Source organism: Vibrio sp. B1ASS3 (assembly GCF_905175355.1).
GTDB classification, from domain to species: domain Bacteria; phylum Pseudomonadota; class Gammaproteobacteria; order Enterobacterales; family Vibrionaceae; genus Vibrio; species Vibrio owensii.
Genome location: NZ_HG992742.1, coordinates 3,426,225 through 3,448,265 on the forward strand (window position 1 = coordinate 3,426,225; position 22,041 = coordinate 3,448,265).

At 44.8% G+C, this 22,041-nt stretch carries 18 protein-coding genes, 1 pseudogene and 1 other annotated feature; of the genes and pseudogenes, 4 read left to right on the plus strand and 15 right to left on the minus strand.

Annotated elements, in window-relative coordinates:
• Positions 1-302: 302 nt before the first annotated feature.
• Positions 303-1,079: a peroxide stress protein YaaA gene (gene yaaA, locus KJB05_RS15525; protein WP_009707704.1), complete on the minus strand. Its 777-nt coding sequence runs from the start codon at positions 1,077-1,079 to the stop codon at positions 303-305.
• A 110-nt stretch (positions 1,080-1,189) separates the two neighbouring features.
• A pseudogene (locus KJB05_RS15530) lies at positions 1,190-2,626 on the minus strand (sodium:alanine symporter family protein).
• Positions 2,627-3,348: 722 nt separating this feature from the next.
• Here KJB05_RS15530 and KJB05_RS15535 point away from each other — a divergent pair.
• Complete coding sequence (locus tag KJB05_RS15535; protein WP_208444636.1) at positions 3,349-3,534, plus strand: DUF3545 family protein; 186 nt, start codon at positions 3,349-3,351, stop codon at positions 3,532-3,534.
• A 229-nt stretch (positions 3,535-3,763) separates the two neighbouring features.
• Here KJB05_RS15535 and KJB05_RS15540 read toward each other — a convergent pair whose 3' ends face one another.
• The 3 genes from KJB05_RS15540 to nfo all read right to left on the minus strand — a co-directional run bounded on the left by KJB05_RS15540 (position 3,764) and on the right by nfo (position 6,431).
• Complete coding sequence (locus KJB05_RS15540; protein WP_009707707.1) at positions 3,764-4,315, minus strand: hemerythrin domain-containing protein; 552 nt, start codon at positions 4,313-4,315, stop codon at positions 3,764-3,766.
• A gap of 143 nt (positions 4,316-4,458) precedes the next feature.
• Positions 4,459-5,139 carry a uracil-DNA glycosylase gene (gene ung, locus KJB05_RS15545; RefSeq protein ID WP_009707708.1) on the minus strand — a complete coding sequence of 227 codons (681 nt, stop codon included), beginning with the start codon at positions 5,137-5,139 and terminating at the stop codon, positions 4,459-4,461.
• Positions 5,140-5,543: 404 nt separating this feature from the next.
• Positions 5,544-6,431, minus strand: a complete 888-nt coding sequence (gene nfo / locus KJB05_RS15550) for a deoxyribonuclease IV (protein ID WP_208444635.1) — start codon at positions 6,429-6,431, stop codon at positions 5,544-5,546.
• Positions 6,432-6,757: 326 nt separating this feature from the next.
• On the opposite strand from nfo, the gene grcA reads away from it, so the two are divergent.
• Positions 6,758-7,135, plus strand: coding sequence for an autonomous glycyl radical cofactor GrcA (grcA, locus tag KJB05_RS15555; RefSeq protein WP_005434930.1), 378 nt, complete (start codon positions 6,758-6,760; stop codon positions 7,133-7,135).
• A 111-nt stretch (positions 7,136-7,246) separates the two neighbouring features.
• Here the strand turns inward: grcA and KJB05_RS15560 are convergent, their stop codons facing one another.
• From KJB05_RS15560 to thrA, 4 genes are all read right to left on the minus strand, one after another.
• Positions 7,247-7,906 carry an NAD(P)H-dependent oxidoreductase gene (locus tag KJB05_RS15560; protein ID WP_208444634.1) on the minus strand — a complete coding sequence of 220 codons (660 nt, stop codon included), beginning with the start codon at positions 7,904-7,906 and terminating at the stop codon, positions 7,247-7,249.
• A 140-nt stretch (positions 7,907-8,046) separates the two neighbouring features.
• Entirely contained in the window at positions 8,047-9,327 is a 1,281-nt protein-coding gene (gene thrC, locus KJB05_RS15565; RefSeq protein WP_208444633.1) for a threonine synthase, read from the minus strand.
• Complete coding sequence (thrB, locus tag KJB05_RS15570; protein WP_038866340.1) at positions 9,324-10,280, minus strand: homoserine kinase; 957 nt, start codon at positions 10,278-10,280, stop codon at positions 9,324-9,326. Before thrB ends, thrC begins: the two co-directional genes overlap by 4 nt.
• 20 nt (positions 10,281-10,300) lie before the next feature.
• Positions 10,301-12,760: a bifunctional aspartate kinase/homoserine dehydrogenase I gene (thrA, locus tag KJB05_RS15575; RefSeq protein WP_005434938.1), complete on the minus strand. Its 2,460-nt coding sequence runs from the start codon at positions 12,758-12,760 to the stop codon at positions 10,301-10,303.
• Positions 12,761-12,813: 53 nt separating this feature from the next.
• Positions 12,814-12,930 (minus strand) — a sequence feature (Thr leader region).
• A gap of 442 nt (positions 12,931-13,372) precedes the next feature.
• Between thrA and KJB05_RS15580 the strand changes: the two genes are divergently transcribed.
• A complete protein-coding gene (locus KJB05_RS15580) occupies positions 13,373-13,843 on the plus strand; it encodes a ribonuclease regulator (RefSeq protein WP_208444632.1) in 471 nt (156 codons plus the stop codon).
• On the opposite strand, the gene KJB05_RS15585 is transcribed toward KJB05_RS15580, so the two are convergent.
• Together KJB05_RS15585 and KJB05_RS15590 are read right to left on the minus strand one after the other, a co-directional pair.
• A complete protein-coding gene (locus tag KJB05_RS15585; RefSeq protein WP_005436195.1) occupies positions 13,840-14,322 on the minus strand; it encodes a putative 4-hydroxy-4-methyl-2-oxoglutarate aldolase in 483 nt (160 codons plus the stop codon). The genes KJB05_RS15580 and KJB05_RS15585 overlap by 4 nt on opposite strands.
• A gap of 54 nt (positions 14,323-14,376) precedes the next feature.
• The gene (locus KJB05_RS15590; protein WP_208444631.1) at positions 14,377-14,784 is read right to left on the minus strand and encodes a DUF3293 domain-containing protein; all 408 of its coding nucleotides are present in this window, start codon (positions 14,782-14,784) and stop codon (positions 14,377-14,379) included.
• A 361-nt stretch (positions 14,785-15,145) separates the two neighbouring features.
• Here KJB05_RS15590 and arcA point away from each other — a divergent pair, with 361 nt between their 5' ends.
• Positions 15,146-15,862, plus strand: coding sequence for a two-component system response regulator ArcA (gene arcA / locus KJB05_RS15595; protein ID WP_005436194.1), 717 nt, complete (start codon positions 15,146-15,148; stop codon positions 15,860-15,862).
• 70 nt (positions 15,863-15,932) lie between these two features.
• Here the strand turns inward: arcA and KJB05_RS15600 are convergent, their stop codons facing one another.
• The 4 genes from KJB05_RS15600 to KJB05_RS15615 all read right to left on the minus strand — a co-directional run bounded on the left by KJB05_RS15600 (position 15,933) and on the right by KJB05_RS15615 (position 21,706).
• Positions 15,933-16,382, minus strand: a complete 450-nt coding sequence (locus KJB05_RS15600) for a hypothetical protein (protein ID WP_009707716.1) — start codon at positions 16,380-16,382, stop codon at positions 15,933-15,935.
• Between the two features lies 1 nt (position 16,383).
• Positions 16,384-18,744: an aerobic respiration two-component sensor histidine kinase ArcB gene (gene arcB, locus KJB05_RS15605; RefSeq protein ID WP_208444630.1), complete on the minus strand. Its 2,361-nt coding sequence runs from the start codon at positions 18,742-18,744 to the stop codon at positions 16,384-16,386.
• A 221-nt stretch (positions 18,745-18,965) separates the two neighbouring features.
• Entirely contained in the window at positions 18,966-20,711 is a 1,746-nt protein-coding gene (locus KJB05_RS15610) for a diguanylate cyclase (RefSeq protein WP_208444629.1), read from the minus strand.
• 50 nt (positions 20,712-20,761) lie between these two features.
• The gene (locus tag KJB05_RS15615) at positions 20,762-21,706 is read right to left on the minus strand and encodes a TIGR01212 family radical SAM protein (protein WP_208444628.1); all 945 of its coding nucleotides are present in this window, start codon (positions 21,704-21,706) and stop codon (positions 20,762-20,764) included.
• Between the last annotated feature and the right edge of the window lie 335 nt (positions 21,707-22,041).

Genomic DNA, 22,041 nt, shown 5'->3' on the forward strand with positions numbered 1-22,041 from the left:
CGAATACATTAGCGCAAACCAACTCCGTTATTACTAAATTGTAGTTGCAATAACGGGGCGGACCATACATTTTTTGTGTGTGAGCTTGAAGTCTGACATAGGAGAACTCCTTTATTTTTAAAGTTGTATTCAAAATACAACTTTAAACTTTATTACTCAACTATTTTTTAAGATATAAACTTTTCATGTAAAAACTTCGATTAAGATCAGATCGAACAGGCATAAAAAAAGCCGGATAACTATCCGGCTTTTTGGCGTACTTTACTTCGCTGAGTCATCCACTCGCGATTAACTTACTTAAATCAGTTTTGCTCTTCTCGTTTGAACACCAAATCAGTTGGGGTCGACTCTTCTTCAACGAAGTAGTAACCCGCAACATCAAACTTAGTGAGGTCAGCAACGCTTTCGATACGGTTTTCGATGATGTAGCGAGCCATCATGCCGCGCGCTTTCTTCGCGTAGAAGCTGATCACCTTGTATTGACCATTCTTACAATCTTTGAAGATTGGCGTGATCACTTGTGCATCCAAGTTCTTTGGCTTCACCGCTTTGAAGTATTCGTTCGATGCTAGGTTGATCAGTACGTTGTCGCCTTGCGCAGCAATCGCTTCATTCAACTTATCGGTAATGACATTACCCCAGAACTGGTAAAGGTTAGTGCCCTTGTCGTTTGCTAACTTAGTGCCCATCTCAAGACGGTATGGCTGCATCAAATCAAGCGGCTTAAGCAGACCGTAAAGGCCAGATAGCATTCGTAGATGATCTTGCGCGTAATCGAAATCGGCATCAGAAAGAGTTTCCGCTTCAAGACCAGTGTACACATCACCTTTAAACGCAAGAATCGCTTGGCGCGCGTTGTCGGTAGTGAAGGTTTCACTCCACTCTTGGAAACGACCAACGTTCAAATCAGCGATTTTATCGCTCACTTTCATCAGTGATGAAACATCGGCAGGTGTTAATTTACGGCATACCTCGATCAGCTCTTTTGAATAGCTAACCAAGTCTGGTTGAGTAAACTTCTCGGTTGCAAGTGGAGACTCGTAATCAAGCGTTTTAGCTGGAGAAACGACGATAAGCATGACTTTAACTTCCCTAATTTTGTTTTCCATTAGGGTACAAAAAAAGCCATGCATTGTCTGCATGGCTTTTTGAATCGTGTTGATAGCTTTCAACGATGATTAGACATCACTTAGCTATCTTTCTTGTTGTTGTCCCAGATACCTTCCTCTAGCTGAGATTTCAGCTCAGGGAAGTCATTCGGATCAAACGTTGGTACTTTGCCTTCGCTTAGCTGACGGTTGTAATCTTTCGCCAGTTTAATCACGATGCCAGATAGCAAGATGATCGCCACCAAGTTCACAATCGCCATCAGACCCATAGAGACGTCAGCAAGTGACCAAACCACAGGTAGAGAAGCTAGCGCACCAAACATAACCATACCTAGTACAACGATACGGAAGATACCTAGACCCGCTTTGTGGTTGTGCTCTAGGAAGATTAGGTTTGTTTCAGCGTACGAGTAGTTAGCAATGATTGAGGTGAATGCGAAGAAGAAGATCGCAACCGCAACAAAGATGCCGCCCCAGTCACCCACTTGTGAGCTCAATGCACGCTGAGTTAGCTCAATACCCGTCACTTCCGTTGCTTGACCTACGTACTCACCAGACATCAGGATGATAGCAACTGTCGCCGAACAGATAACGATCGTATCCATGAACACGCCTAGCATCTGTACATAACCTTGAGATGCTGGGTGTGGTGGGTAAGGCGTTGCTGATGCTGCCGCGTTTGGCGCAGAACCCATACCCGCTTCGTTCGAGAATAGACCACGTTTGATGCCGTTGATCATCGCCTGTGCGATGGCATAACCAAGACCACCAGCTGCTGCTTCTTGCAGGCCGAATGCGCTCTTGAAGATAAGCATTAGAACATCTGGTAGTTTCTCTAAGTTAGAAAGCATCACGAACATCGCAAGAACGAGGTAAGCCAGAGCCATTACAGGAACAACCAACTCAGCAACTTTCGCGATACGCTTAATACCACCAAAGATAACGACAGCGGACAAAGCAACAACTGCGATACCTACGTAAAGGTCATCCCAACCAAATGCGTTGCTCATTGCATTCGCGATAGAGTTTGCTTGAACGGCGTTAAATACCAAACCAAAAGCGATGATTAGGAAAATTGAGAACAATACGCCCATCCAGCGCATGCCCAAGCCTTTTTCCATGTAGTAAGCAGGACCACCGCGGTAGTTGCCATCATCATCTTTGGTTTTGTATAGCTGCGCCAGTGTACTTTCTGCAAACGACGTCGCCATACCAAGCATCGCAATCAACCACATCCAGAAGATTGCACCAGGGCCACCCGCAGTCAGTGCAACTGCAACACCCGCCATGTTACCCGTACCAACACGTGCAGCAAGACTAGTACAAAGCGCTTGGAAAGAAGAGATACCAGCTTTGTCTGCTTTACGGCTGTTCTTTAGAACAGAGAACATGTGGCCAAAATGGCGGAATTGAATGAATCCCAATCAAACGGTGAAGTAGATTCCTACACCAACAAGAAGATAAACAAGAATCGAGCCCCAAAGGAGGTCGTTCATCAAATTGATTAAGTCTGTCATGTGTACCTCAAAGTGAGTTGCGCCAGTCTTTGCTTCCGAGCCATCCACCAGATTGCATGCTAAGTGTCAAAGTCTGCTTAGCTTTTTGAATAATGTTTATTGCGCAATCTAGAATCGTAAACGTCGCTTCATGCATCCATTTTACGTACCAGCGTATTTTTTGACGGGCGGATAATGCAGCCTCGACAAGCAAAAATCAATATGCAATCAGTAAAATAACCTTGTTATTTTTCACTATAAAGTCACCAAAAGTTAACATAAAAGGAAAACTTAACGCTCACAAACAGCAACATCTTGTTTATCAAAACTCAACATAAAAAGCACCAACACCGTTAACGAAATGACATACCATTTATTTTTGATGAGGCTAGTAATCACAAGGTATCTGATAAAAATTTCCTGTGTTGGTTTGTTACCATTGGATACATTTTCATCAAAGCGATGCTATGCAACCTTAGTATTCAAAAATTGAGTAAAATAAGCCGTTCGAATTAACATACCAAATCTCTTCATTTAATCGTTTTCGTGAGATCGTTCGCTTATTTTTTGTGCATTTTCAACGCATGCAAAATGTGATTCTGTAAGTATTTTTGCACGAAAATGTCATGTTACCGACACAAATGCGAAATATATCATGGTTATCCTCACGCCTATTGTGGTACTAAAAAAGCTCCACAAGGACTGGTTACAACAGTTTAGATAGAAAAAGGTAAAGGTGGCTTATGGAAGGCTTTCAACTCGACGACCTGTTTGGTCTGGATACTACCTCAACAAGCAGATCTCGCGCGAAACCAGTGAAGCGTAAGTGGCGAGAAATTGAAGAAATGAACGATAGACGCAACTTGCTCAAGGAGCTGCGTGAACTGGACGTCTGTCACGACATCACTCTGGATGACATCAAACTATAATTTGCGCAAAAGGCACCTCAATGGTGCCTTTTGTCTTTTATAGATACAGCAAAATTGGGTGACTTTTATGCGAGTTTCATAAGCATGTCACCCATTCTTACCTATTGAGAATTTCCCTCTGTTTTCACTCATATTTGTAACGAAGTAATTTCCAAACAATTCTCACCAAATAAGAAAGCGGCAAAATAAACCACATAAACGCAATCGTTTACTTTGCCATTTTTCTGGTTTAGACGAACTCAACATCGTTTTGATGCACTCGAGCGGCAAGTTGTTTATATCGATCCGCGATGGTGTTACCAAAGACTGGGTCATCTTCATTCTCATGCCACAAGCTTTCAACGTATTGCCAATCTTGGGAAGTAAATAACTCTTCAATCAAAGGTAAAATCTGGCGCTCTTCCAACTCAAGGTGGCGTTTTTGCGTCACAATAAAGTCTTCTAGCTGATTAATGAACATTTCTTGAGGGACAACCGCATCCTGCAAGATCATCTCTATCAACAGTGAGAACTCTTTGGTTTTGCTCGCCAGCACTTGGTGTTCTAACTCCAAGTCTTCCATGGTCTTTTGCTGACCATAGTGTTCGAGGAAATAGTGATAGAGGATATCTTCTTTAGGGTGGTGAATTTTTTCAGAATGGTTAGAGAGGTAATCCACGATCTCACTCACCAACGCATAGTTGATGGCGCGTTCTTGTTTAATCTCATTTAATTTGTGGCGCAATATTGCCAGCAGACGGACCATATAGCCGTGTTCGCGTCGAATTCTTTCGATCATCATAGCGTCTCTCCTTAACACCTACTTTTTATAAGTGTATATGAGAAACCCAATACCTGACTCGACGGTGTTCAAAAAAACAGCGATCGTCTTCCCACGATCGCTGTACTGATTGTTTTCTCTATATATAAGAAGGAAATTGAGATTTACACCGTCATCGGTAAATGCCAATTGATGGCTTCTTTACCTTGCTGAAGCAGAATCTGGTTCGCTTGTGAGAATGGCTTACTACCAAAGAATCCACGATGTGCCGATAACGGCGATGGATGCGGCGCTGCCAAGACATGGTGTTTATTGCGATCGATAAAACGACCTTTCTTCTGCGCATGTGACCCCCACAGCAGGAACACCACTCCTTCTTGATGCTGGTTAATGGCCTCAATAACGCGGTCAGTAAAGGTTTCCCAACCGGTTTTCGAATGTGAGTGTGCTTTGCCCTGCTCTACTGTTAATACGGTATTGAGTAGCAACACCCCTTGTTCAGCCCAGCTTTGTAGAAAGCCATGTTGAGGAATTTGAAAACCCTCAATATCCTGCGCCAGCTCTTTGTACATATTCACCAAAGATGGTGGCGTTTTAATACCAGGCAGCACAGAGAAACACAAACCATGCGCTTGATTAGGACCGTGGTAAGGGTCTTGCCCCAGAATCACTACTTTAACGTCTTTGAACTCGGTAAAACGAAACGCATTAAATACGTCTTTCGCTGGCGGATAAATGGCTTTGCCTGCCGCTCGTTCTGCTTCAACAAAATTCAAAGTATCGACAAAGTAGCTCTGCTCTTTCTCTTCGCCGATCACATCGTGCCAAGTGGGTAACTGATTCATGGAAAGTTCCTGTCCTAATGTTTCCCTCTATTCTAACGAGCGAAACTCAAACAAACAAAAACTTACCATCAGCTTGAGACGGCTTCTCAAAAACTGATGAACAGACAATCCGCATTGACCTTGCTGGTTTGGCTAAAACCAAAGTAACCAATACTAATAATGATGACGCTAATTACGCTGCGGCGTTCGAAAGTGTCCTTGTCCTGATATATGGCGGTTTGGAGTAGGTAAACGTAATACTCGTCGAGAGTGTGTCGCTGGGATAAAAGAAACTGGTCGAGACATATTGTCATCCTCCTAACTAGCTTCGCCTAATTACAACGTTGAGTTCAGGCGTTTAAAACAAGCGCATAACCGCTCAATGGTTTTAGCTAAGAAAGAAGGATGCCAACTTTGCCATCCCGTTAGGAATTAACCATTTCTTCCATGTGGAATTGGCGTAAAGTGTTGATTTCTTGCTGCCAAATATCTGGGTCAATTGTTTCTAAAATCAGAGGGATACCATCAAAACGTGGATCTTTAGCGATGTACTCAAAACAGCTCCAGCCGATCTCGCCTTTGCCTAATGAGTGGTGACGGTCAACCTTGCTAGCGAATTCGACTTTTGAATCATTTAGATGCATTGCTCTTAAATAGTGCATGCCTACGATACGATCGAACTCAGCAAAGGTATGCTCACAATCCTCTTTAGTACGCAGATCGTAACCTGCGGTAAACGTGTGGCAAGTATCAAGACATACACCAACACGTTCTTTATCTTCTACTTGCTCGATGATTTCAGCCAAATGCTCAAACTTCCAACCTAAGTTAGTGCCCTGACCTGCCGTATTCTCAATCACTGCGATCACATTCGGCACTACTTTGTGCGCGAGGTTGATCGACTCGGCTATCGTCGCTAAACACTCTTGTTCCGACACTTTCTTTAGATGACTACCAGGATGGAAATTCAGCAGCGTTAACCCAAGTTGATTACAACGCTCCATCTCATCAATAAATGCCGCGCGGGATTTATTCAGCTTTTCTTCTTCTGGAGCGCCCAAGTTAATCAGATAAGAGTCATGGGGAAGAATGTGTTCGGCGCCGAAACCAAGCATTTTGCAGTTTGCTTTGAACGCACTAATGGTTTTTTCTTCGAGTGGTTTTGCAACCCATTGGCGTTGGTTCTTAGTAAACAGAGCAAACGCATTCGCACCGATTTCACGAGCACGAAGAGGCGCTTGATCAACCCCTCCAGCCGCAGATACGTGAGCACCAATAAATTTGTTTCCAAACTTGTTTTTCATGTTTGTCATTTAATCACTTTAGACTTTCAGTATGGCTACCTAAATACAGGCAGTTGCGTAAACAAGGTTAAGTTTTGAGCTCATTTTGTAGTAAATTTACAACAAAATTAACTTTTAAATATTTTTTATATTATCAAATAAATTGTAAATAGTATGTTTTCAAACGTTTTATTGATTTAACTCAAGAAAATCACCTTCAAAAAATTAAGGTTTTTGGTTGTTTTTTGACTTAAATCAATATTAAAATAATGGATATTGGCTATATAATACTTAGCTCGACAAAAATTCGAAAATTAACACCAATAATCACCACGTAAGTGGTCTAGGAGATAGTGATGATCCAAGGTATCCAAATTACTAAAGCAGCTAACGACGAACTACTAAACTCAATCTGGCTACTAGATAGCGAGAAGAACGAAGCGCGTTGTGTTGCAGCAGCATCAACTTACGAAGCTGACCAAGTTATCGCAATCAGCGACCTAGGTGAATACGAAAGCCGTGAAGTAGCAATCGAAACAGCTCCTCGCATCGAAGGTGGTCAACATCTAAACGTGAACGTTCTTAAGCGTGAAACTCTAGAAGACGCAGTTGCACACCCAGAGAACTACCCACAGCTAACTATCCGTGTTTCTGGTTACGCAGTACGTTTCAACTCGCTAACTCCAGAACAGCAACGTGACGTAATCGCTCGTACTTTTACTGAGTCTCTATAATCTCTCAGTAAACTAGCTTGCTAGAATTTAAAAAGCTTGGTCAGTAATGGCCAAGCTTTTTTTGTTTCTGGATCCTTCGAAACCCTTCCGATAGTAGAAAGCAACTCGCCTTTAAGGTGCATTTCTTTGCGAAGGATCTTTCTGAAACGCTTGTGCTAAGGAGGTTGGATCAAGCCTATCTCTTTGCAGTGACGCCCCTTCTGCCCACCAAATCAATTGATACATAGTGCGATTCATATAGCTGTCCCACTGCGCCTGCTCCGACTCATCCGCAACAACGCCCTGTTCATCAAACACCTCTTGTGCTTTCGGAATGTGGATCATTGCCGACACTGGCAAGCACCCCAACTCGGATAAGAAAGTACGCATCGACACTGCAGCACGAGCGCCACCCCATTGCCCTGCAGAGTAGGTCACGATAGCACTTGGCTTATAGGAAAACAGCGAACTGCCAAAATGGTTAAGCATGTTTGCCAAGGCAGGACTCATCGAATGGTTGTATTCCGGGCTAACCATCACATAGCCATCGGCCTGTTTGATTTTATCTGCCAGTTCACTTAGGTGCTCCGGCACTTTAGAGCGGTGATAAGCAAACTCGGGCTTAAACACATCGCCAAAGTCATAGTCCAATGGGTCAATAATTTCGACAGTATGTTGCGAATGCTGACTCACGATGAGTTTTTCACACGCTCTACTGACTCGCATTCCTAAACGGGCTGGTCGTGGTGGCGTGCTGTCTCTCACTGAGCCAAGAAAAATCAAAAAATGCATGCTTCTCTTTCCATCTCATTTAGTTAAGTTCGTTTCTCAATCATAAAGAGAGTTAAAACTTACCGGCAATAAAAAAGGTGAATGATTGCTCATTCACCTCTCGTTATTTGTGTTTTTGCTACTGACTGTACTTTTGAAGCTTACTGCACGCGGCGCAGTACTTTTTTCAATGCGTCAAAGTCAGCATCGAGATCTTCCGATAGCAGCTCCATCGCTGCGTGCTTCGCTAGTGGTGCAGGAAGGTCGATGTCGGATTCTAGAATATCATCCACTACTTCTTTGAACTTCGCAGGATGAGCAGTACATAGGAATAGACCGGTTTCACCGTCTTGCAATTGTTCTTCAAGAACGCGGTAAGCAATCGCACCGTGCGGTTCACACAGGTAACCCATGGCGTATAGATCTTTTACTGACTGTGCGCTTTGCTCATCAGATACTGCACCTTTACCTAGCGTCTCCAAGCCCCACTCTTTCACGCGGCATAGCTCTTCGATACGAGGCCAGTTGTTTGGTTGGCTCACGTCCATCGCGTTCGATGTTGTTGCGACTGTTGGTTTTGGCTCCCACTTACCTGTTTCTAGGTAGCGCGGAACCGTATCATTAGCATTCGTTGCAGCGATAAAGCGTTTGATAGGCAAACCCAGCGCTTTTGCCAATAGACCAGCAGTTAGGTTACCAAAGTTACCGCTTGGTACAGACACGACTAGGTTTTCACGCTCTTGTTTGCTCATTTGCGCGGCAGCTTCAAAGTAGTAACAGATTTGCGCCATCAAACGGCTGATGTTGATTGAGTTTGCTGAGTTCAGACCGATCTCTTCACGCAGTGCGGAGTCATCAAAAGCTTGCTTAACCAGAGCCTGACACGCATCGAAGTCACCATCGATCGCAACAGTGTGAATGTTTTTACCAAGTGTACAGAATAGCTTCTCTTGCAGTGGGCTGATTTTGCCTTTCGGGTAAAGAATCACAACGTTGATGTCTTCCATACCGTAGAAAGCATGCGCAACGGCTGCGCCAGTATCGCCAGACGTTGCCGTCAGAATGGTGATCTTGCCGCCGTCCGAAACCGCAGCAAGAGATTGCGCCATAAAGCGACCACCAAAGTCTTTAAACGCAAGCGTTGGACCATGGAACAGTTCCAGTGCGTAAACACCGTCTTTTACTTGGTTGATAGGCGCAGGGAATTGGAATGCAGCATCAACAAGAGCATTAACTTGCTCTTCTGCAAGTTCATCGCCAATTAACGCTGATAGAATCTTAGTGCTACGAGAGACAAAGTCTTCTGCAAGCAGCGCATCGATATCTTCAAATTTTGGTAATTCCGATGGGAAAAATAGGCCTTGATTGCGACCTAACCCTTGGCGAACGGCTTGGCCAAAGGAAACTTGTTCATCATTTTCTTTTATATTGTAAAGCTTCATAGCTCACTTCCTGTTACTTTCGAACCCTGCTTATCTAGACGACAAACGTGGACGAATCCTTCTTCGTTTTGTACGTAGTTCTGTTCTAACCAGCGAGCAACTCGCTCAGCGACATCTTTCTCTTTGCAAATACTGAACAGTGTCGGCCCACTGCCAGAAATACCGGTAGCCAATGCACCCGCAGACGCTGCGTATTGACGTGCATTCGCAAAACCCGGAAGCAGTTTCTCACGATACGGTTCTGCGATCACGTCTTTGATCATTTTTGCAGCAAGTTCTGGCTGACCAGAATGACACGCATGGATAAAGCCTGCAAGGTGGCGACCATGAGCAATGATATCTTGTCGACGGTATTGAGATGGTAGGATCTCACGCGCTTCTGCTGTGGATACTTTGATACCCGGATACGCCATCACCCAGTACCAATCATCAAAGCAAGGCACTTCTTGACTGATGATACCCAACTCTTCAAGCATCAATTGCACACCGCCAAGGTAACATGGTGCGACGTTGTCGTAGTGAATACCACCAGAGATCTTGCCTTCCATTTCTCCCATCAGAGCCAGTAACTCTGTCTCGTTAAGTGGCTGTCCATGGAATCGGTTCAATGCATCTAATGCCGCAACGATAGAACACGCACTTGAGCCTAAACCAGAGCCAATTGGCATGTTCTTTTCTAGCGTCATCTCAAGTGGTTTTAGCTCGACGCCTTTTTTGTCTAGCTCACGAGCAAACACCACCCAACAATCGTAAACGATGTTCTCTTTCGGCTCGGTTGGCAGCTTCTCAACAAAATCACCCGACGTCTTTAGACTGAACGGCTCAGCTCCGGACTTAACCAATACTCGGTCGCCCAATAGAGTGCCATCAACTGGGGACACCGCCGCCCCCAGAACGTCAAAACCAACGCTTACATTACCAATTGACGCAGGAGCATAAACCACTACATCCATATCACTTGAACTCATTGTTGTTATACCCCTAGCTTCCAACCTAAAGTACGCATCACATCCGAGAATACGCCAGCAGCCGTAACCTCAGTACCCGCACCGTAACCACGCAATACTAGTGGAATTGGTTGGTAGTAGCGGCTGTAGAATGCCAGTGCGTTTTCACCGTCTTTAATCTTAAACATCGGGTCGTTTTCATCGACTGCAGCAATGCTTACTGTGCATTTACCATCGACAATTTCACCGACGTAGCGCAGTACTTTGCCTTCTTCCGCTGCTTTCGCTGACAACTCTTTAAAGTACGCATCCGCTTCTGGCAGGCGTTCCATAAACTCATCAACGCTGCCTGAATCATCAAAGCCTGGTGGCAGAGCTTGATCAACCACAACGTCTTCTAGTTCTAGCGACATGCCAGCTTCACGAGCAAGGATCAGAAGCTTACGCGCCACATCCATACCCGATAGATCGTCACGAGGATCCGGTTCCGTAAAGCCGTTTTGTTTCGCGATGTTTGTCGCTTCACTCAGGCTCATACCTTCATCTAACTTACCGAAGATGTATGACAGAGAACCAGAAAGAATGCCGCTGAAGCGCTCTAGCTCATCACCCGCTGAGATTAGGTTTTGTAGGTTTTCGATTACTGGTAGACCTGCGCCTACGGTTGTTTCGTACATCAGCTTACGACGAGAGCTGCGTGCTACATCGCGAAGTTGATGGTAGTAAGCCATGCTTGCTGTGTTTGCTTTCTTGTTTGGTGTTACGACGTGGAAGCCTGCTGCTAGGAAGTCAGCGTATTGATTTGCAATGCTTTCACTTGAAGTACAGTCAACTAATACTGGGTTAATGATGTGATTACGTTGCACCAGTGAAATTAGACGCGCTAGGCTGAATTCTTCTGTTGAAGCCGACATACGGTCACGCCAATGCTCTAGTGGCAGACCTTCACTATCAAGCAGAAGACCTTTGCTGTTTGCCAAGCCACACACGCGGATCACGATGCCTTTCTCTGCAAGCTTCGCCTGTTGACGCTCGATCTGATCCACCAGCTCACCACCAACGCCGCCAATACCAACCACGAAGACATCTAGGAAGTGCTTAGAGTTGAATAGGTTCTCGTGACACGCTTTGATTGCTTCAGAGATTTTGTCTTCAGGAATCACAGCTGAGATAGCACGCTCAGATGAGCCCTGTGCAATTGCCACAATGTTTACGTTCACTTCTGCAAGAGATGAGAAGAAGCGAGATGCAACGCCACGAGAGGTACGCATACCATCACCCACTAGCGTCACGATAGAAACATCATCAATAAAATCGACAGGTTCAAGAAGGCCGTCTTTCAATTCCAACTCAAATGCATCCGCTAACACTTGCTGCGCTTTTGCCTTGTCTTGAGCTTCGATACAGAAACTGATGCTGTATTCAGAAGAAGACTGAGTGATAAGTACAATAGACACCCCCGCCGATGACATTGCACCGAATACTCGGCTTGCCATGCCAACCATGCCCTTCATACCAGGGCCAGACACGTTAACCATTGTCAGGTCGTTTAGTGTCGTGATGCCTTTGATGGCTAGGTTATCTTCGCCTGTGTCTTGACCAATCAGCGTGCCTGCGCCTTGTGGGTTAAAGCTGTTTTTGATCAGACATGGGATATGGAATTGTGCGATTGGAGCGATGGTTTTCGGGTGCAAAACGGAAGCACCGAAGTAAGAAAGTTCCATCGCTTCTTGGTAGCTAAGAGATTTAAGCAGGCGAGCATCTTCGACTAAGCGAGGGTCACAGTTGTATACACCATCTACGTCTGTCCAGATCTCACAGCAATCTGCGCGCAGACACGCCGCAAGAACCGCCGCTGAGTAGTCTGAACCATTACGACCTAGTGTAACTAGTTCACCTTTCTCGTTACCGGCAGTAAAACCAGGCATGATGTTCACATGACCTTGAGGAAGAGGATTCTGGCGGAAGTTCTGAGTCGAAACTTCAACATCGACCATGGCTTCTAGGTGATCGCCTTTCGCGTAGAGGTATTCAACTGGGTCGATAAGGTGCGCAGGTTGGCCTTTCGCTTCAAGCACTGCCTTCATCAATTGAATTGAAACACGTTCGCCTTTACTGATGATGCGTGCATTGACGTTATTTGGGCACATGCCAAGAAGGTTGATGCCATGAACGAACTGGCGTAGTTGAGAAAGCGACGTTTTAACTTGGTTGTCAAACGCTGCGCCATCAATATTCGGCAACACTGCTTGAATATCACCAAACAGAGCTTTAAAAGAAGCTTCTAGCTCATTGATTTGCAGCTCAGCTTCACCATTACGGAGTGCGCCTTCAATCACCGCAACCAGCTTATTGGTCGTTTTACCTGGTGCAGAAAGTACGACTGCGACTTCTTCTTGTTGCGCATTATTGGCGATGATATCCGCCGCTCTCAAAAAGCGATCTGCATCTGCTAATGATGAACCGCCAAACTTTAATACTCGCATCCCTTCCTCCGATGTATCTTCTTAGATCTGTCTAAATTCTGTATAAAAAAGCATAAAAAAAGGCCTGTATCTTGTTGGATACAGGCCTTTTTTGTGAATTTCTTTCGCTCAGCAGCCTGCCCCAACATTGGTCGTGTCGGTAATAATAATGGTTGTGGTCATTACTACTTGGCTGTGAGATGTCATAAATAAATATTCAACGATAATTATGTGTTTGCTTAACTCTACGTTTACCGAGTTTCGTAAACAGAGTCAACAAAAAATTGTTTATTTTCCGGCCTTGTAGAGATTTATGCTACGCAATGTCATTGATATTTCAATGTAATTACAATGATTTACCAAGGTGACATTAGAGATGTCTTTTTTCTACAACCAACTCATCTAACTTAAAACCGAGTCTTCTAACCATCTTTCATCTGATCTTGAACGCTGCGCGTAAGATCAAAGTGTCGATCTTTACTGATGCTAATTAACAAACACTTAACTGTGATCAATGTTCCTAGGATCGAATTAAAAGGAAAATAAATGAGCTGGCTTTCATATTCTATGCTTTAATAGTGAGAAGCTTTTAGCACATACTAATAACAAAGTTAGACACAAGGAGTGGTCAACATGAAAAAATGGATTTTTCTGTTACTGTTCGCCGTGCCTAGCGTTTGTCTAGCGACTGATCTTCCGCCTCTTCCGGGCAAAACATCTTCGTCCCCACACAAACTTTTCATCTCTAGTGAAAACTACCAAACCGACAGTTTTGATGTTTGGAACATCGACGGCGGCTACGCATACGAGCTGTTTGACTCCGTTGATCTTTATGTCGGTGCTCGCGTTAATAACTCACCTACTCAAAACCAAAGTGGTCTTCTTAGTGGTATCAGCTACCACTTTAATGATCGTGTAACGGTGAAAAGTACGGTTCGTTCTTATAAAGGCGAAACAACAGAAGGCATCCGAGAAGAAGAAAGCAGCCTTGCTGCAGAAGTCTCTAGCCGCGTAAAAATTACTGAAAATTTAGATCTTCACGCCACACTCGACTATCAAGATTGGCAACAAGGCTTCGAAGTTGGATTAGGCTTCCGCTTCTAGAAATCCAACGCCTCTTTCGAGATCAACACCCCATTCCAATCCGCATACACGTAATGCTTAGGCTGGACGATCTGGTTCTGCATTGTCAGGGTTACATTGACTTCACCCACATCGCGTTTCTCCGTTTTAAACGGACAAGTCCCTAACGCTTGTACACCAATATCCATTTGTGACATTTGCGCCACATCGCGAATTGCCCCGTAAACAATGATGCCTTCCCAGCCATTTTCAATCCCCAGAATTGCCAGTTGGTCGCCAAGCAGCGCTTTTTGGCAAGAGCCGTGGCCATCCACTATCAACACTTTTCCGGTGCCGTCTTCGCTGAGAACTTCGCGCACTTTTGAATTATCGTGGTAGCAGCGCACAGTCACAATTTCGCCATGGAAAGCGGTACGTTGACCGAAGTTCTGCAACGGTAAATTTAGCAAGGTGACTTGGTCTTCAAACTGGTCACAAATGTCTGGTGTTATGTCTCTCATAGTTCCTCCGTGAATTGTCCCACTCAAGCTGTTGCTCAAGTGAGTAATATCCTTTTATACGAGCCGCAGTGTTATCGCTCCTAGCTTGTGCATCACCTCTGGGTTAGAACAAGTAATCAGGTAAAGTTCGTCATCAATAACGTAATAGATGGCATTTTGCTGGTACTGATTCGCCAATGCTATCGCTGCTTTTGGAGTGAGCTCCGCTGCGTAACTCTCCTCAAACCATTCAAAAGCTTGATCGCCTACCGTGACAGGCACGTATTTAACGTGGTTTAATTGTTTTTCGAGCTTATGATTACTTATGCAATTCTCTTCTTTTGACCGTAAATTACTGTAAGGGTTCCAAGCAGTTATCACTGCGTAGCTGGTAACCTTCCATTCAGCATGAAAACGGAAGAAAGATTCTGAATAAGCATTCCATAACGATGCGTCTATGTTCGTATTACTTTTTTCTATCATAACTCTTAAACGATTAATAACAGTTACATTTCATCAATTGATGTAAATCAACAAAGTGAATGGAATTAACATTTGAGCATTGTTAGCATGCTGTTAACAATATAAAATCCGCTCCATATCTTAGGGTGTTTACGTTTCAGGCCCCGTAAATACAGGGAATCGAAAGGTAAACAAGCCCTATAGAATAAACGTCGCCATCGGATACTGGTGAGTTGGCAAAATTCCAAGGAAGGCGGATAACTGAAAGAAGTGTTTTTTTGATCAACTTGATTTATTATCAAAATCACATTACCTGTATGTTATATTTTTGCCTAGAATTTATTCTATTAGCACAATTTTGTCACAAATTTAGGTACCGCCAATGCAAACCCCGCAGATTCTTATCGTAGAAGATGAGCAAGTAACTCGTAACACTCTTAAGAGTATTTTTGAAGCAGAGGGATACGCTGTTTTTGAAGCCAGTGACGGTGAAGAGATGCACCAAGTGTTGTCTGAAAATTCAATCAACTTGGTAATTATGGACATTAATCTTCCAGGCAAGAATGGTCTTCTTCTAGCACGTGAACTTCGCGAACAGGCGAACATCGCTCTGATGTTCCTAACTGGTCGTGACAATGAAGTAGACAAGATCCTAGGTCTTGAAATCGGTGCTGATGACTACATCACTAAACCATTCAACCCACGTGAATTGACTATCCGTGCTCGTAACCTGCTAAGCCGCTCTATGAGCACTAACGCAGTACAAGAAGAGAAACGCTCGGTAGAAAAATACGAATTCAACGGTTGGGTTCTAGACATCAACAGCCGCTCTCTAGTGAGCCCAGCTGGTGATAGCTACAAACTGCCTCGCTCTGAGTTCCGTGCACTACTGCACTTCTGTGAGAACCCAGGCAAGATTCAAACTCGTGCTGATCTTCTTAAGAAGATGACTGGCCGTGAGCTTAAGCCACACGACCGTACTGTAGACGTAACGATTCGTCGTATTCGTAAGCACTTTGAATCTGTATCAGGTACACCTGAAATCATCGCGACAATTCACGGTGAAGGTTACCGCTTCTGTGGCGATCTAGAAGACTAATCCGCCTCAGCATAAACAATAAGGGCTTGCTCTATGAGCAAGCCCTTTTTCTATCTGCCGTTTAGCGGTGTTAGTAAACTTTGTCGATCTTAATGCCTTTCTCGACTAACCAACCTTTCTTGCCTGCATCATCGAGCAGCAGTGCTAAATCAACGCGCTTTTCCATATCAGCTTCAATTTGCCATACGAATGCCACTTCCCACTGATTCTCACTGTGCGTGCGCAGCTCTAGCAAGTCTCCATCGATTTCCCATTCAGAGTCACCCTGCTTAACGATAAGCGAATCAACGGTCAAGTTTGCTGGAAGTTCTTTATCGGCCTTCAAGTACAATGCGCCATGCACATTCTGCTCTTGAACTTCACCGATAGTTGGCATCAGATTTACCCATAAGTTGCTTTTCAACTCAACATTCATCTTGTTCATGGTGATTTGACTGTCTTCTTGCCAATCCACTTGAGGAGCAGAACTACAACCTGCCAGTAGTGCAATTGCCAATGCTGCCGATGCAAATTTCTTCATGTTATTTCCTCTGTTCCAACCAACTTTTTAATACTTGTATATCGTTTTGATACTCGTTTTTAATTTCTTCTACCCAATCTGATATGTTCTCCCACCATGCGGGCATATCTGGAGACTGCGCTTTCTGTGCAACGCTCTGAATGTGTTTAAGACCAATTGAGCCTGCGGCACCTTTGATTTTGTGCGCTTCAGAGGCAATGCCATCTTGGTCTTTGGCCGTCATATTTGAATCAAGCACTTCAATGTAATCTGGCATCATGTCTTCAAACATCTTGATGCTATCGTAAACAGGCTTCACTCCAACGATATCCACGTAAGATTCGAGCATATCTAAATCGAGCAAATGCGTATTGAGCACTGGTGATGGCGTTGGGGCAACTTCTTCAATCACCTCAGGTTCAGCAACCACTTCCTGCTCACTCTCAATACGTTCAACAAAGAACTTATCAATCACGGCTTGCATTGCTTGAACCGCAAGTGGCTTGCTGATGGCATCGTCCATGCCGTTATCTAGGTACTCACGGCGATCTTTCATCACATTCGCAGTGAGTGCCACCAGCGGCGGTAAGTTGTCGTAGTGTTCGCGGTAGTACTTAGCTACATCGAAGCCCGTCATGTCTGGCAATTGGATGTCTAGCAGTGCTAAGTCATATTCATCCGGCACAAAGTTCACGAGTGCTTCTTCACCGGTCATTGCTACGGTAACGGTGTGACCTAAGCTCTCAAGTAAGGACTTAGCAACAGTCACGTTAAGTTCGATGTCTTCGACCATGAAGATGTTGAGGCGCACTTTATCGCGCTTAGCATCGATAATTGGCGCTTCTAACTCAACGATAGGTACATGAATCGATACGGTAAAGGTACTACCAAAGCCTTCTTCACTTGCTACCGTGATGTCGCCATCCATCATATTGATCAGTTGCTTAGATACCGCCAAGCCAATGCCTGTACCAACCGCATGTAAGTTGTCTTTGCCTGATTTCACTTGGTAGTACATCGCAAAGATCTTATCGAGCTCTTCGTCTGGAATACCAATACCGGTGTCTTCCACTTCCATAATGATGGTTGCGTAATCTTCTTCAACATCGGCGCTCACCGTCATCACCACACCACCTTCTTTGGTGAACTTCATGGCGTTGCTGACAAGGTTCCAAATAACCTGACGCAGACGTGTGGCATCCACTTCAATCGCTTTAGGCAATGAACTTAAACGCTCTAGGTCAAAGCGCAGGCCTTTTTGCTCTGCCATCAGTGCTGAGATGCTTTCGATTTCAGCGACGAAGTCTTCAAAGTTCAATGGCGCAGGCAGCAGTTCCAATTTACGACGGTCGAATTTGTCCATGTCGATGATGTCGTTGAAGATGTTGCCCAAAGTAATGGCACTGACATTGATGGTTTGCATGTGCTTGCGCTGCTCGTCCGTCAGTTGGCTATCAAGCAACATACGGCTCAGACCAACGATGCCGTTTAATGGCGTACGAAGCTCATGACTGATTGTAGAAATAAATGTGGTTTTATCTCGGCTGGCTTTTTCTAGAGACTCTTCATGGCGTTTACGCTCAGTGATATCACGACCGAAGCCCACTAGACCAAGGTGGCGGCCATCTTTGCTGTAAAACGGCACCTTACGCAGTTCAAAGTAATGCTTACGTCCATCTGGGTATTCGAGCCATTGCTCGTAAGTAATCGCTTGATTGTCGGCAAAGACTTTTTGGTCGGTATCGACGATGTGTTCAGCCACTTCTTTGCTATAGACATCCCACGGGCTTAATCCCACCAATTGATGTTCTTTTTTACCGGTTAGCTCTTCCATCGCACGGTTACAGCCAGAGAAAACACCATCGGCATTGCGGTAGTAAATAAGGTCTGGAGAGGCATCAATAAAAGAACGTAATAGTGCGGTACGCTCGGCAAGCTCTAGCTGAGTGCGTTCACGTTGGAACACCTCATTCTCGAGATCTTGCATCGCTTCTTCGCGAGCTTCTTCTGCTTTAATACGCTCTTCAATCTCTTGGTTGAGCTTTTCAATGTTCTGCTGCAGTTGGAAATTAAGTTCTTGGTCACGCGAACGCATGTCTTTCAGTTTGGAAACTAGCTTCGTCAACCTTTGACGTGACTCTTCCAGTTGATCGACCACGACTGATAAGAAGTAAACCGCCCACGGCGTGATGAGAAGACCAAAGAATACCGAACGAACGATATCGATGTCATCGACATTGCCTTTGAGCGCGAGGGTAATACCCACTTGCACCACGACAGCTAAGGCGACCAGCGCAAGCGCCAGTAATATCGAGAAACGGACAATCCCCAGCTTAACCAAAAGGTCAACGTAATACTGGGCGAGATTTTTCATGGGCTTCATTCGCTACTCCATGGAACAAGCTAGATACCGAGCCCTGATGATTGGAAAAGTAAAGCCGCAAAGAAATGGTCTCTACGGTTTAAATGTTTGAAATACACACAGATGAAATAGCGATGCTTCAGGGCTCTTCAACGCCTCATACTATGTAGTTGCAGTTTAGCGTGTTTAATACGGTGATTTAAACCGCCTGCTCTCAACTTAGAGCAAGCGGTCACAAAGCGTTAGTAAGAACTTGGGTGAAGATGGGTTCGATCTCGACCATCAGCCTTCGCTTGGTAAAGCGCGCTGTCAGCCATGGCAACACCCATTTCAGGTTCATCACCGTGATGAGGGACGTAAGAAACGAAGCCAATACTGACCGTCAGTCGATTTGAAACATTCGAACAGCCATGCTCAATTGCCAACTCGTGAATTTGCTCGTGAATACGTTGAGCGACTTTATGAGCCCCCTCAGTGGTTGTATTTGGCAGGATAAAAGCAAACTCTTCTCCGCCGTATCGAGCCACACAATCGGAAGAGCGACTCACCACTTGTTGGAATACCGCGGCCACTTTGACGAGGGCTTCATCACCTTGTTGGTGACCATAACAGTCGTTGTAATCTTTGAAGAAATCGATATCACATAACATGATTGTCAGTGGTAACTTCTCACGAATGTGGTGATACCAAAGGGTATGAAGCTGCTCATCAAAACGACGACGGTTGGCCACTTTGGTAAGACTGTCAGAGAAGCTCAGTTTCTCTAGCTCAAGGTTCGCCTCTTCGAGCTTCTGCTCAGCAAGATAACGCTCAGAGATATCACGAGCCATGATCAACACGCCATTAGTGCCGGACGCTTTATCTTTGAACGGCGATTTCACCACATCAAACCATGTGTAGTAGCCATCGCTGCTGCTCACTTTATCGATGTAGCGTATAGGCTGAGTTTGCTTCAAAGCTTGCAAATCACTCGCTTCTAAGCGGATGTAGATATCTTCAGGAATAACGTCTTGTAGGCGCTTACCAATAAGGTCGCTCACATCAGGAATCCCGAGTGCATTAACGAATGGTTTATTACAAGCTTGATAAACCATGTTTTCGTTGAAGATACCGATTGAATCTGGACTCGCGTCTAGAATCGTTTGTAAGATCGTATCACGCTGAGCCAACGCTACTTCGGTGTCTTTGCGACGCTCCATTTCATCACGAAGGTTTTGTTGCATCTTGTGCCATTCCGTCACGTCATGGCTGATGGATAGCGTGCCGATCATCTCGCCAGCTTGCGAAACCAACGAGCTTTGGTTCACTTCAAGCAAACAACTTCGGCCCTGAGGATCGGTTGTCCAACGGCGTTCACTTTTACGAGTCGCGATTGAGCGCGCTTTAGACGTACACGCCTCTTCTCTGCGTCCTTCCCAAAACAGATCAAATGCGCGGTTGGTCGTTAATACTTTACCTTGTTGATCTTGCAAACAGATCAGTTCAGACAGAGAGTCGATAGCTGAACGAGCGATGCCCAGTTGTTCAAGCTCTTGCTGTTGCTCTGTATGAGTTACTTGGTGTGGCTGAGCGTACACAATCCAAACTCGGTGGCCGCGAAGCAAACTCTTTCGCCCCGACAACTCAACTTTGATGCTCTCTGTCTCGGACAATCGCCAGCCAAACAATTGTTGACGGAAGTGTCGACTAGAAAAGCTATCAAGTAGTGTTACCAGTTCTTCAGTATGAAAGGAAGCAGGATAAAGAAAGCCAGAACCTAATGAGCGAATGCCAAGTAATTGCATGGCTGAGTCATTAGAAAGCAATAACTGTCCGTGACTAGCATCGATCACTAGTACGGGATAAGGAGAGTCAGTAACCAGCTGTTTCAAGCCGGACTGGAAGCGTATATAGATCAGCGTGACGGCGATTACGCATACCACAGAGAGCAGGACCACAAATCCGTAGTCGCCCTGCCCATCCCAGAGCCAATTGAGTAACTGATCCATTTTTCCGACCTTTAAAGCAAATCGGAAGAAATATAACAGTTCTTAATCGATCATTCCGCTTTTAATTCTGGTTTGCTATAGATGAAAGCATCGCCGGTTAAGCTACCTTGTGCGCCATCTTTATCTAATGCACGACCAATTTCAGTCATCGCCAACCAACGGTTCTCACACCATAATGGCGATAACAAGGTTGGACGACGCGCAGCAGAAGAAACACGGTGGTAGATCACCTCTCTTGGTGTCATGCGGATCAATTCACTGGCAGTTGCGACGTAAGTTTCTAACTCTGGCGCTTCTAACCTTCCGGCACGCCATGCTTTTGCCATGGTGCTACCTTCGACAATGTGCAAACCGTGCAGCTTAATGCCATCAGTGCCAACTTCGAGTACTTTACGCATCGTTTCAATGTTGTCATCGCGACTTTCTTTCGGTAAACCAACGATCAGATGGGTACACACTTTAATGCCCAGAGCACGAGCGCGTTTGGTGATTTCTGCGTAGCACTCAAAATCATGACCACGGTTGATACGCTTGAGGGTGTCATTGTTGGCAGTTTGAAGACCGAGCTCTAGCCAAATCTCATAACCTTGATTCACATAGTCCGACAACAGATCTAATACTGCATCAGGAACGCAATCTGGACGAGTGCCCACACAAAGGCCAACAATGTCTGCCGCCTTCAGAGCTTCCTCGTACATGTTTTTGAGGACTTGTACTTCTGCATAGGTACTGGTGTACGCCTGAAAATATGCCAGATACTTCTTCGCTCGATGGATCTCTCCCGCGCGGTCTTTCAATTGATCGTGGATGCTTTTGATCTGCACTTCTTCGTCAGCAAACGAAGCCACATTACAGAATGTACAACCACCTCGGCCAATCGTGCCATCTCGGTTTGGGCAGCTAAAGCCACCATGTAAAGTCAGCTTATGGACTTTTTCGCCGTAACGACGCTGAAGGTCTTGGCCTAATGTATTGACCAACTCATGTAACTGCATAGATTCTCACCAATAGTAAACCGTAATAAATCTCACTACGATTCATGTAACTAAATTACATCCCTGCAAGAAAAAACAAATAATTCTAGTCAATTCAAACAAACAGGTAGCGGTGTGAAATCAATAAAACTGCATAAAACCAACTTAAAACCTGCAATGTTGCGCAAATGTTAAACAAAAAGTGAATATTTAAACGAAAAAATTGGGTCACAAAAGCGACTTTTCGTTGCATTCTCAAGTCACAAAATTGTAGGATACTTACACAACCCCGTCGTTTTTGTGACTTTTATTACAACATCAACTGCGGGAATTGTCGGCGATACCCCGCTCCCACC

Bases quoted from the DNA above. Each gene is read 5' to 3' on its own strand.
- KJB05_RS15560 (WP_208444634.1), bottom strand. From the start codon at position 7,906: ATGCATTTTTTGATTTTTCTTGGCTCAGTGAGAGACAGCACGCCACCA.
- arcA (WP_005436194.1), top strand. From the start codon at position 15,146: ATGCAAACCCCGCAGATTCTTATCGTAGAAGATGAGCAAGTAACTCGT.
- KJB05_RS15600 (WP_009707716.1), bottom strand. From the start codon at position 16,382: ATGAAGAAATTTGCATCGGCAGCATTGGCAATTGCACTACTGGCAGGT.
- KJB05_RS15615 (WP_208444628.1), bottom strand. From the start codon at position 21,706: ATGCAGTTACATGAGTTGGTCAATACATTAGGCCAAGACCTTCAGCGT.
- KJB05_RS15585 (WP_005436195.1), bottom strand. From the start codon at position 14,322: ATGAGAGACATAACACCAGACATTTGTGACCAGTTTGAAGACCAAGTC.
- KJB05_RS15590 (WP_208444631.1), bottom strand. From the start codon at position 14,784: ATGATAGAAAAAAGTAATACGAACATAGACGCATCGTTATGGAATGCT.
- thrA (WP_005434938.1), bottom strand. From the start codon at position 12,760: ATGCGAGTATTAAAGTTTGGCGGTTCATCATTAGCAGATGCAGATCGC.
- thrC (WP_208444633.1), bottom strand. From the start codon at position 9,327: ATGAAGCTTTACAATATAAAAGAAAATGATGAACAAGTTTCCTTTGGC.
- thrB (WP_038866340.1), bottom strand. From the start codon at position 10,280: ATGGATGTAGTGGTTTATGCTCCTGCGTCAATTGGTAATGTAAGCGTT.
- KJB05_RS15580 (WP_208444632.1), top strand. From the start codon at position 13,373: ATGAAAAAATGGATTTTTCTGTTACTGTTCGCCGTGCCTAGCGTTTGT.
- grcA (WP_005434930.1), top strand. From the start codon at position 6,758: ATGATCCAAGGTATCCAAATTACTAAAGCAGCTAACGACGAACTACTA.
- KJB05_RS15610 (WP_208444629.1), bottom strand. From the start codon at position 20,711: ATGGATCAGTTACTCAATTGGCTCTGGGATGGGCAGGGCGACTACGGA.
- KJB05_RS15535 (WP_208444636.1), top strand. From the start codon at position 3,349: ATGGAAGGCTTTCAACTCGACGACCTGTTTGGTCTGGATACTACCTCA.
- yaaA (WP_009707704.1), bottom strand. From the start codon at position 1,079: ATGCTTATCGTCGTTTCTCCAGCTAAAACGCTTGATTACGAGTCTCCA.
- KJB05_RS15540 (WP_009707707.1), bottom strand. From the start codon at position 4,315: ATGATGATCGAAAGAATTCGACGCGAACACGGCTATATGGTCCGTCTG.
- ung (WP_009707708.1), bottom strand. From the start codon at position 5,139: ATGAATCAGTTACCCACTTGGCACGATGTGATCGGCGAAGAGAAAGAG.
- nfo (WP_208444635.1), bottom strand. From the start codon at position 6,431: ATGACAAACATGAAAAACAAGTTTGGAAACAAATTTATTGGTGCTCAC.
- arcB (WP_208444630.1), bottom strand. From the start codon at position 18,744: ATGAAGCCCATGAAAAATCTCGCCCAGTATTACGTTGACCTTTTGGTT.